Genomic DNA, 7,308 nt, shown 5'->3' on the forward strand with positions numbered 1-7,308 from the left:
TTCCGATCCGAATTCGGGCCCACCCGGCGACCGAGGACATTTTTCCGGCCCCGTCACCCGAACCCCCGCACCCGCTCCCACACCGCCGGGTCCACCGTCCCCACCCGCCGCCGGAACCCCCGCACCGCCACATCCCGCAGCTCGTCCGTCTCCAGGAAGCTCGCCGGCCCCCGCGGATCGCCCACCGCGCCCGGCGGCAGCGCGATCACTCCCGGCCGCTCCTCGTGATGCTTGCTGGTGATCTTCGCGACGCGCGCTGCGCCATCCCGTACCGACAGCACCAGGCACGGCCGGTCCTTCGACCCGGGCCCGTCCTCGTACGGCACCTCGGCCCACCAGATCTCACCCGGCCGCGGTGTCCGCTCCGGACCGCCCCGGGGCCCCTCCGTCCTCCCCGGCGGGCGCGTCCGCGCCCTCGGGCGCCCGCCCGGGCGCCGGTCACCGCGCCCGAGCCGGCCCCGTCCATCGGCAATCGCGGCAACGAGTGCCAGCAGTACGACCGCGCCGAGCGCCGTCCACCAGGACATGTTCATGCACCGACGGTACCGGCGCCTCCGCAGGCCCGCGCCTAGCAACCGCTTCCATCGAACCGGTGACAGAGCAGGTGAGTTCGCCCACAACGGCAGGCCTTGGAGGAGCGACCAGGTGTTTGGCGCCTTAGGCTCAACAAATCGCACGAACCCTCCCCGTTCCCACGTCTCGGAGGTTCACGCTCCATGAAGCTCACCGTCGTCGGCTGCTCCGGCTCGTTCCCGTCCGCGGGTTCGGCATGCTCGAGCTACCTCGTAGAGGCCGACGGCTTCCGGCTGCTCCTCGACATGGGTAACGGCGCCCTTGGCGAGCTGCAGCGCCACATCGGCCTCTACGACCTGGATGCCATTTTCCTCAGCCATCTCCATGCCGATCACTGCATCGACATGTGCGCGTACTTCGTGGTGCGCTACTACCGGCATGACGGCGGACGTCCGACGCCCATCCCGGTCTACGGCCCCGACGGCACCGAGCAGCGGCTGACGACCGCACATGGCGACACCCCGTCCGACCGGGCGATGAGCGAGGTCTTCGACTTCCACACGCTGAAGTCCGGCTCGTTCGACATCGGCCCCTTCTCGGTCCGTACGGAGAAGGTCTGCCACCCCGTCGACACCTTCGGCATCCGCATCGAGCACGACGGCCGCTCGCTGACCTACTCCAGCGACACCGGAACCTGCGAGGCGCTGGACGAACTCACCGAGGGCACCGATCTGTTCCTCTGCGAAGCATCGTTCATACACGGCAGGGAGGACATTCCGGACCTCCACCTCAGCGGTCGCGAAGCAGGCGAACTTGCCGCGCGCGCGAAGGTGGGCCGGCTCGTCCTGACCCACATCCCGCCGTGGACGGACGCCGACCGCAACCTGGCGGACGCCCGCGCGATCTACGGCGGCCCGGCGGAACTGGCGGTTCCGGGGGCGGTCTACGAGATCTAGGGCCTCGCGCAGCTACGACGGAGCCCCCACCTTCCGGGCGGAAGGTGGGGGCTCCGTCGTACCTACGGGAGGGGCGAGGCCTACTTCGCCTCGGCCTTGAGCAGCTCGGCGAGCTCCTCGTCCGACTCCCGGCCCGGGGTCGGCAGGTTGAACTTGGTGATCGCGAAGCGGAAGACCACGTAGTAGACGACCGCGAAGCAGAGGCCTACCAGCACCAGCGTCCACGGCTTCGTCGCGATGCCGAGGTTCAATCCGAAGTCGACCAGGCCGGCCGAGAAGCCGAAGCCGTCCTTCATGCCGAGCGCCCAGGTCAGGGCCATGGACACTCCCGTGAGCACCGCGTGGATCGCGTACAGCACCGGGGCGATGAACATGAACGTGAACTCGATCGGCTCGGTCACACCGGTGACGAACGAGGTGAGCGCGAGAGAGAACATCATGCCGCCGACGACCTTGCGGCGCTCCGGGCGGGCGCAGTGGACGATCGCGAGGCAGGCCGCCGGGAGGGCGAACATCATGATCGGGAAGAAGCCGGTCATGAACTGTCCGGCCTGCGGGTCACCGGCCAGGAATCGGGCGATGTCGCCGTGGGCACCCTTGTACTCGCCCGCCTGGAACCACGGGAACGAGTTCAGCAGGTGGTGCATGCCGACCGGGATCAGCGCACGGTTGGCGACACCGAAGATGCCCGCGCCGACGGCGCCGGAACCGACCAGCCACTCACCGAAGTTGTGCAGACCGGTGCCGAGGACCGGCCAGATCAGACCGAAGGCGATGCCGATGATCAGGCCCGCGAAGGCCGAGAGGATCGGCACGAGGCGACGGCCGCTGAAGAAGCCCGCCCAGTCGGGCAGCTTCGTCCGGTAGAACCTCTGGTAGAGCAGGGCCACGACTATGCCGATCACGACACCGCCGAGCACACCGGCGTTGACCGGTGCGTCGCTCATGACGATCTTGCCGTCCACGACGCTCGCGACCTGGGGCAGGTTGCTGTCGGTGAAGGTGGCGAGCACCTTCTGGAAGACCAGGTAGCCGGTGACAGCGGCGAGGGCCGTCGAACCGTCCGACTTCTTGGCGAAACCGATCGCAATACCGACGGCGAACAGCAGCGCCATGTTGTCGAGAATGGCCCCGCCGCCCGCGGACATGTAGCCGGCGAGCTTCGTGATGACGGTCGGGAACGAGTCGCGGCCGAGCATGTCGGCGTTGCCGAGCCGGACCAGCAGAGCAGCTGCGGGCAGCACCGCGACGGGCAGCATGAGGCTGCGGCCGATGCGCTGCATAACAGCCATCACACCCGCACCCTTCTTCTTGGTGGCCGCGGGTGCGGCGCTCGCCGTGGTCATCAACTTCCTCCATTGGACAAGGCGCCGCCAGGTGCAGGGATTCTTGGGGGCGACGACTCCAGAAACGTGACGGGCGTCACGTGGTCTGGACCACTCAGTGGTGTAGACCAGTTTTAGCACGGTGTGGGTGGGATAAGGAACATGCAAATGTCGACTACTTCGCAGTAGCTCATCGATACCTTCAGTGACATGGCGAAGGCCCCCGGACCATGAGGTCCGGGGGCCTTCGCCGACCGGGTGCGGAGTCCGGTCGGGGAGCTACTTGACCAGGTCCTTCTCGATCTCCGCCTCCAGCTCGTCGGGCTCTCGCCCGGGCGTCTGGAGGTTGAACCTGGTGATCGCGAACCGGAACAGCACGTAGTACACCACTGCGAAGCAGAGACCGATCGGAATGATCAGCCACGGCTTCGTCGCCAGACTCCAGTTGATGACGTAGTCGATCAGACCCGCCGAGAAGCTGAAGCCGTCCTTCACGCCCAGCCCCCAGCTCACCGCCATCGACACACCGGTGAGTACCGCGTGGATCGCATACAGAAGCGGGGCGACGAAGAGGAACGAGTACTCGATCGGCTCGGTGATACCCGTCACGAACGACGTCAGACCGACCGAGAGCATCATGCCGCCGACCGCCTTCCGGCGATGCGGCTTGGCGCAGTGGTAGATCGCCAGGGCTGCCGCCGGAAGCGCGAACATCATGATCGGGAAGAACCCCGTGGTGAACTGCCCGGCCGTCGGGTCGCCCTGCAGGAACCGGTTGATGTCACCGTGCACCACCGTCCCGTCCGGCTTGGTGAAGTCGCCGAACTGGAACCAGACGAAGGTGTTCAGGAACTGGTGCAGACCGATGACCAGCAGTGCGCGGTTGGCGACGCCGAAGATCCCGGAGCCCAGCCAGTTCAGATCGGTCAGCCACTCGGAGAAGCTGATCAGACCGTCACCGATCGGCGCCCACAGCCAGGCGCACAGGGCCGCGAAGACCAGCCCGACGAACGCCATGATGATCGGCACGAGCCGGCGGCCGTTGAAGAAGCCCAGCCAGTCGACCAGCTTGACGCGGTGGTACCGCCGCCAGAACCAGGCGGACAGCAGGCCCATCACGATGCCCCCGAACACCCCGGGGTTCTGGTACTCGGCGGCCGTCACCTTCGCGTCGCCGGTGACACAGGTGCCGAACCACGTGCCGCCGTCGGTGAACGTGGAGCCCGGGGAGCAGTCCACCGGGAAGGCGTGCAGCACCGCGTAATAGACGAGGAAGCCGGTCACCGCGGCGAGCGCCGTCGAGCCGTCCGACTTCTTCGCCATTCCGATGGCGACACCGACGCAGAACAGCAGCGGCAGGCCCAGCCCGGAGTCGAGCAGCGCACCACCGGCGGCATCGAAGACCTTGGCGACGTTGTTCCAGCCGAGTCCTTTGTCCCCGAACACGTCGTCCTGGCCGAACCGATTGAGGATACCCGCGGCCGGGAGCACCGCGATCGGGAGCTGGAGGCTGCGTCCCATCTTCTGGAGGCCCTGGAACAGACCGTTCCACCACTGTTTCCGTGGCACGGCGGCGCTGTCTGAGCTCATCGTCGTCCTCCCGGAACAGGCCACGTTTGGCGGTCGACGCAAACTGGTGTAGACCAGTTGCGTTACGGTGCGGAGCCCGCCCGGAAGGCAGGGCATCGGTGATCGTCATCATTGGTGATGGGCCGACAGCTCGCCCGCGAAGTTGGGCCAACCGTGCGTTACCGTGACGAAACGGACCCATGGTGGGCCGGCATGCGGACGCGAACAACCAGGGAGAACGACATGGCCAGCAAGGCTGAGAAGATCGTCGCCGGGCTCGGCGGCATCGACAACATCGAAGAGGTCGAAGGCTGCATCACCCGCCTCCGCACCGAAGTCATCGACCCGAGCAAGGTCGACGAAGCCGCGCTCAAGGCCGCCGGCGCCCACGGCGTCGTCAAGATGGGCACCGCGATCCAGGTCGTCATCGGCACCGACGCCGACCCTATCGCCACCGACATCGAAGACATGATGTGACCACCCGCTGAGCCCGCCCGGCTCCGCACCCCACAGGCCCCGCTCCCGCCCGGACCGGGGCCTGCGGCACAGCCGATAGGCTCGACGCCATGTCTCGTATCGACGGCCGCACCCCCGAACAGCTCCGCCCCGTCACCATCGAACGCGGATGGAGCAAGCACGCCGAAGGCTCAGTCCTCATCTCCTTCGGCGACACCAAAGTCTTCTGCACCGCCTCCGTCACCGAAGGCGTCCCCCGCTGGCGCAAGGGCAGCGGCGAAGGCTGGGTCACCGCCGAATACTCCATGCTGCCCCGCTCCACCAACACCCGCGGCGACCGCGAATCCGTACGCGGCAAGATCGGTGGCCGCACCCACGAGATCAGCCGCCTCATCGGCCGCTCCCTGCGCGCCGTGATCGACTACAAGGCCCTCGGCGAGAACACCATCGTCCTCGACTGCGACGTCCTCCAGGCCGACGGCGGCACCCGCACCGCCGCCATCACCGGTGCGTACGTCGCCCTCGCCGACGCCATCACCTGGGCCCAGGGCAAGAAGCTCATCCGGCACGGCCGCAAGCCGCTCACCGGCACCGTCTCCGCCGTCAGCGTCGGCATCGTCGACGGCACGCCGCTCCTCGACCTCTGCTACGAGGAGGACGTCCGCGCCGAGACCGACATGAACATCGTCTGCACCGGCGACGGCCGCTTCGTCGAAGTCCAGGGAACCGCCGAGGCCGAGCCGTTCGACCGCAAGGAACTGAACGTGCTCCTCGACCTCGCCACCGCGGGCTGCGTCGACCTCACCGCCTACCAGCACGTGGCACTCGCCCGTACCCTCGGCGAGTAAAGAAGCAACCAAGTACGCACCACAGAGCGTCGTGACGAGTAGGGGCGCACGGGTCGAACCGTGCGCCCGTACTCGTATCCGCATCCGGGGAGGAACCCGCACCATGGCCAAGGCCACCCGTCACCGCCGCACCACCGTCGCGCTGACCCTGACCGCCCTCACCATCGCTCTCACCGCAGCAACCGGCTGCGGCGCCGTCGACAAGGCACTCGACTGCGTCCGCACCGCCGACGCCATCGCCACCAGCGTCAACAACCTCCAACAGGCCGTCTCCAACGCCTCGAACGACCCCACCCAGGCAGCCGAAGCCCTCGACGAGATAGACAAGGAACTCGGCAACCTCGGCGACACGACCGACAACGCCGACCTCTCCAAGGCCGTCGACGACCTCCAGACCGGCGTCAAGAACGTCCGCACCTCCATAGACAACGGCGACGCCACCCCCGACATCACCCCGGTCACCGACGCCGCCAAGGAGATCGGCAACGTCTGCACCTCGTAGCACCGGGCCCGGCCCGCCCCGCGATAATCGGCACATGACCCGCCTGATCCTCGCCACCCGCAACGCCGGGAAAGTCAACGAACTCCACGCGATCCTCGCCGACGCCGGTCTCACTCACGAACTCGTCGGCGCGGACGCGTATCCCGACATCCCCGACGTCAAGGAAACCGGCGTCACCTTCGCCGAGAACGCCCTCCTCAAGGCCCATGCCCTCGCCCAGGCCACCGGCCACCCAGCTATCGCCGACGACTCCGGCCTCTGCGTCGATGTGCTCGGGGGCGCCCCCGGCATCTTCTCGGCCCGCTGGTCCGGCACCCACGGCGATGATCGCGCCAACCTGGACCTGCTCCTGGCCCAGCTCTCCGACATCGACGACACCCACCGCGCCGCCCACTTCGCCTGCGCGGCAGCCCTCGCCCTCCCGGACGGCACGGAACACGTGGTCGAGGGCCGCCTCCTCGGCACCCTGCGCCACGCCCCGTCCGGCACGAACGGCTTCGGCTACGACCCGATCCTCCAGCCGGAGGGCATGACCGTGACCTGCGCGGAACTGACCCCGGCGGAGAAGAACGCGATCAGCCACCGGGGGAAGGCGTTCCGGGCGCTGGTGCCGGTGGTGCGGGAGCTGGTGGGCTGACCTGGGGCAGTGGGCCGCCCTGTTGGGACGGCCCACTGCCCTGTGCGGCCGGTGGGATTCGAACCCACACGGGATTTCTCCCACGGCGTTCTAAGCGCCGCTCGTCTGCCATTCCGACACGGCCGCCTGCCGCCAATCATGGTATCGGCCCGGCCGCCGTGCGCGAGCGAGGGTTCGTCAACACGCCCTGCGGCGGCTGCCCCCTCGGCACCAGGTGTCAGTGACGGCGTGGCAGTTCGGACACAGCAGCCGTAGGTTCTCGATGCGGTCGTCGCTCCAGTCACCGTTGATGTGGTCGATCTCCAACGTCATCGGATTCCCATGCCAGCGCGGACCGGTACCGCACTCTTCGCACCGCTCGGGCAGGCCGATCTCGCAGAGGGCTCGGCGTATCAACACGGTTTTTGTGGCTCTTCGCCCAGATGTGTGGGTCGGTTCGCGTCGTGGCACGAACAACGCCGCACCCTCCGTAGTTTCTTGATCGCCAAGATCGGAAACGACG

At 67.7% G+C, this 7,308-nt stretch carries 9 protein-coding genes and 1 tRNA gene; 5 read left to right on the forward strand and 5 right to left on the reverse strand.

The genetic code is table 11. The features are described from left to right. Positions 1-53 precede the first annotated feature (53 nt). On the reverse strand, positions 54-533 hold the full coding sequence (locus ABZV38_RS38905) for a type II toxin-antitoxin system PemK/MazF family toxin (protein WP_356333515.1): 480 nt from the start codon (positions 531-533) through the stop codon (positions 54-56). A 183-nt stretch (positions 534-716) separates the two neighbouring features. On the opposite strand from ABZV38_RS38905, the gene ABZV38_RS38910 reads away from it, so the two are divergent. Beyond that, entirely contained in the window at positions 717-1,469 is a 753-nt protein-coding gene (locus ABZV38_RS38910) for an MBL fold metallo-hydrolase (RefSeq protein ID WP_356333517.1), read from the forward strand. A gap of 80 nt (positions 1,470-1,549) precedes the next feature. Here the strand turns inward: ABZV38_RS38910 and ABZV38_RS38915 are convergent, their stop codons facing one another. Together ABZV38_RS38915 and ABZV38_RS38920 are read right to left on the reverse strand one after the other, a co-directional pair. After that, the gene (locus tag ABZV38_RS38915; RefSeq protein WP_356333519.1) at positions 1,550-2,815 is read right to left on the reverse strand and encodes a PTS transporter subunit EIIC; all 1,266 of its coding nucleotides are present in this window, start codon (positions 2,813-2,815) and stop codon (positions 1,550-1,552) included. A gap of 258 nt (positions 2,816-3,073) precedes the next feature. Beyond that, positions 3,074-4,384: a PTS transporter subunit EIIC gene (locus tag ABZV38_RS38920; RefSeq protein ID WP_356333521.1), complete on the reverse strand. Its 1,311-nt coding sequence runs from the start codon at positions 4,382-4,384 to the stop codon at positions 3,074-3,076. Between the two features lie 192 nt (positions 4,385-4,576). Between ABZV38_RS38920 and ABZV38_RS38925 the strand changes: the two genes are divergently transcribed. The 4 genes from ABZV38_RS38925 (at position 4,577) to rdgB (ending at position 6,806) form a co-directional block, all read left to right on the forward strand. After that, entirely contained in the window at positions 4,577-4,840 is a 264-nt protein-coding gene (locus tag ABZV38_RS38925; RefSeq protein ID WP_356333523.1) for a PTS glucose/sucrose transporter subunit IIB, read from the forward strand. Between the two features lie 89 nt (positions 4,841-4,929). After that, entirely contained in the window at positions 4,930-5,667 is a 738-nt protein-coding gene (gene rph, locus ABZV38_RS38930) for a ribonuclease PH (protein ID WP_356333525.1), read from the forward strand. Between the two features lie 103 nt (positions 5,668-5,770). Next, positions 5,771-6,169 carry a hypothetical protein gene (locus ABZV38_RS38935; protein ID WP_326603955.1) on the forward strand — a complete coding sequence of 133 codons (399 nt, stop codon included), beginning with the start codon at positions 5,771-5,773 and terminating at the stop codon, positions 6,167-6,169. A gap of 34 nt (positions 6,170-6,203) precedes the next feature. After that, positions 6,204-6,806, forward strand: coding sequence for an RdgB/HAM1 family non-canonical purine NTP pyrophosphatase (gene rdgB, locus ABZV38_RS38940; protein ID WP_356333527.1), 603 nt, complete (start codon positions 6,204-6,206; stop codon positions 6,804-6,806). 43 nt (positions 6,807-6,849) lie between these two features. Here the strand turns inward: rdgB and ABZV38_RS38945 are convergent. After that, positions 6,850-6,932: transfer RNA gene (locus ABZV38_RS38945), tRNA-Leu, on the reverse strand. A 51-nt stretch (positions 6,933-6,983) separates the two neighbouring features. Then, on the reverse strand, positions 6,984-7,308 hold a 325-nt coding region (locus tag ABZV38_RS38950), incomplete at its 5' end, for an HNH endonuclease signature motif containing protein (protein WP_356333529.1).

The organism is Streptomyces sp. NPDC005181, from assembly GCF_040608395.1.
Lineage (GTDB): Bacteria > Actinomycetota > Actinomycetes > Streptomycetales > Streptomycetaceae > Streptomyces.

Coding starts and splice junctions, on each gene's coding strand:
- ABZV38_RS38905 (WP_356333515.1), bottom strand. CDS start 533: ATGAACATGTCCTGGTGGACGGCGCTCGGCGCGGTCGTACTGCTGGCA.
- ABZV38_RS38910 (WP_356333517.1), top strand. CDS start 717: ATGAAGCTCACCGTCGTCGGCTGCTCCGGCTCGTTCCCGTCCGCGGGT.
- ABZV38_RS38915 (WP_356333519.1), bottom strand. CDS start 2,815: ATGACCACGGCGAGCGCCGCACCCGCGGCCACCAAGAAGAAGGGTGCG.
- ABZV38_RS38920 (WP_356333521.1), bottom strand. CDS start 4,384: ATGAGCTCAGACAGCGCCGCCGTGCCACGGAAACAGTGGTGGAACGGT.
- ABZV38_RS38925 (WP_356333523.1), top strand. CDS start 4,577: ATGCGGACGCGAACAACCAGGGAGAACGACATGGCCAGCAAGGCTGAG.
- rph (WP_356333525.1), top strand. CDS start 4,930: ATGTCTCGTATCGACGGCCGCACCCCCGAACAGCTCCGCCCCGTCACC.
- ABZV38_RS38935 (WP_326603955.1), top strand. CDS start 5,771: ATGGCCAAGGCCACCCGTCACCGCCGCACCACCGTCGCGCTGACCCTG.
- rdgB (WP_356333527.1), top strand. CDS start 6,204: ATGACCCGCCTGATCCTCGCCACCCGCAACGCCGGGAAAGTCAACGAA.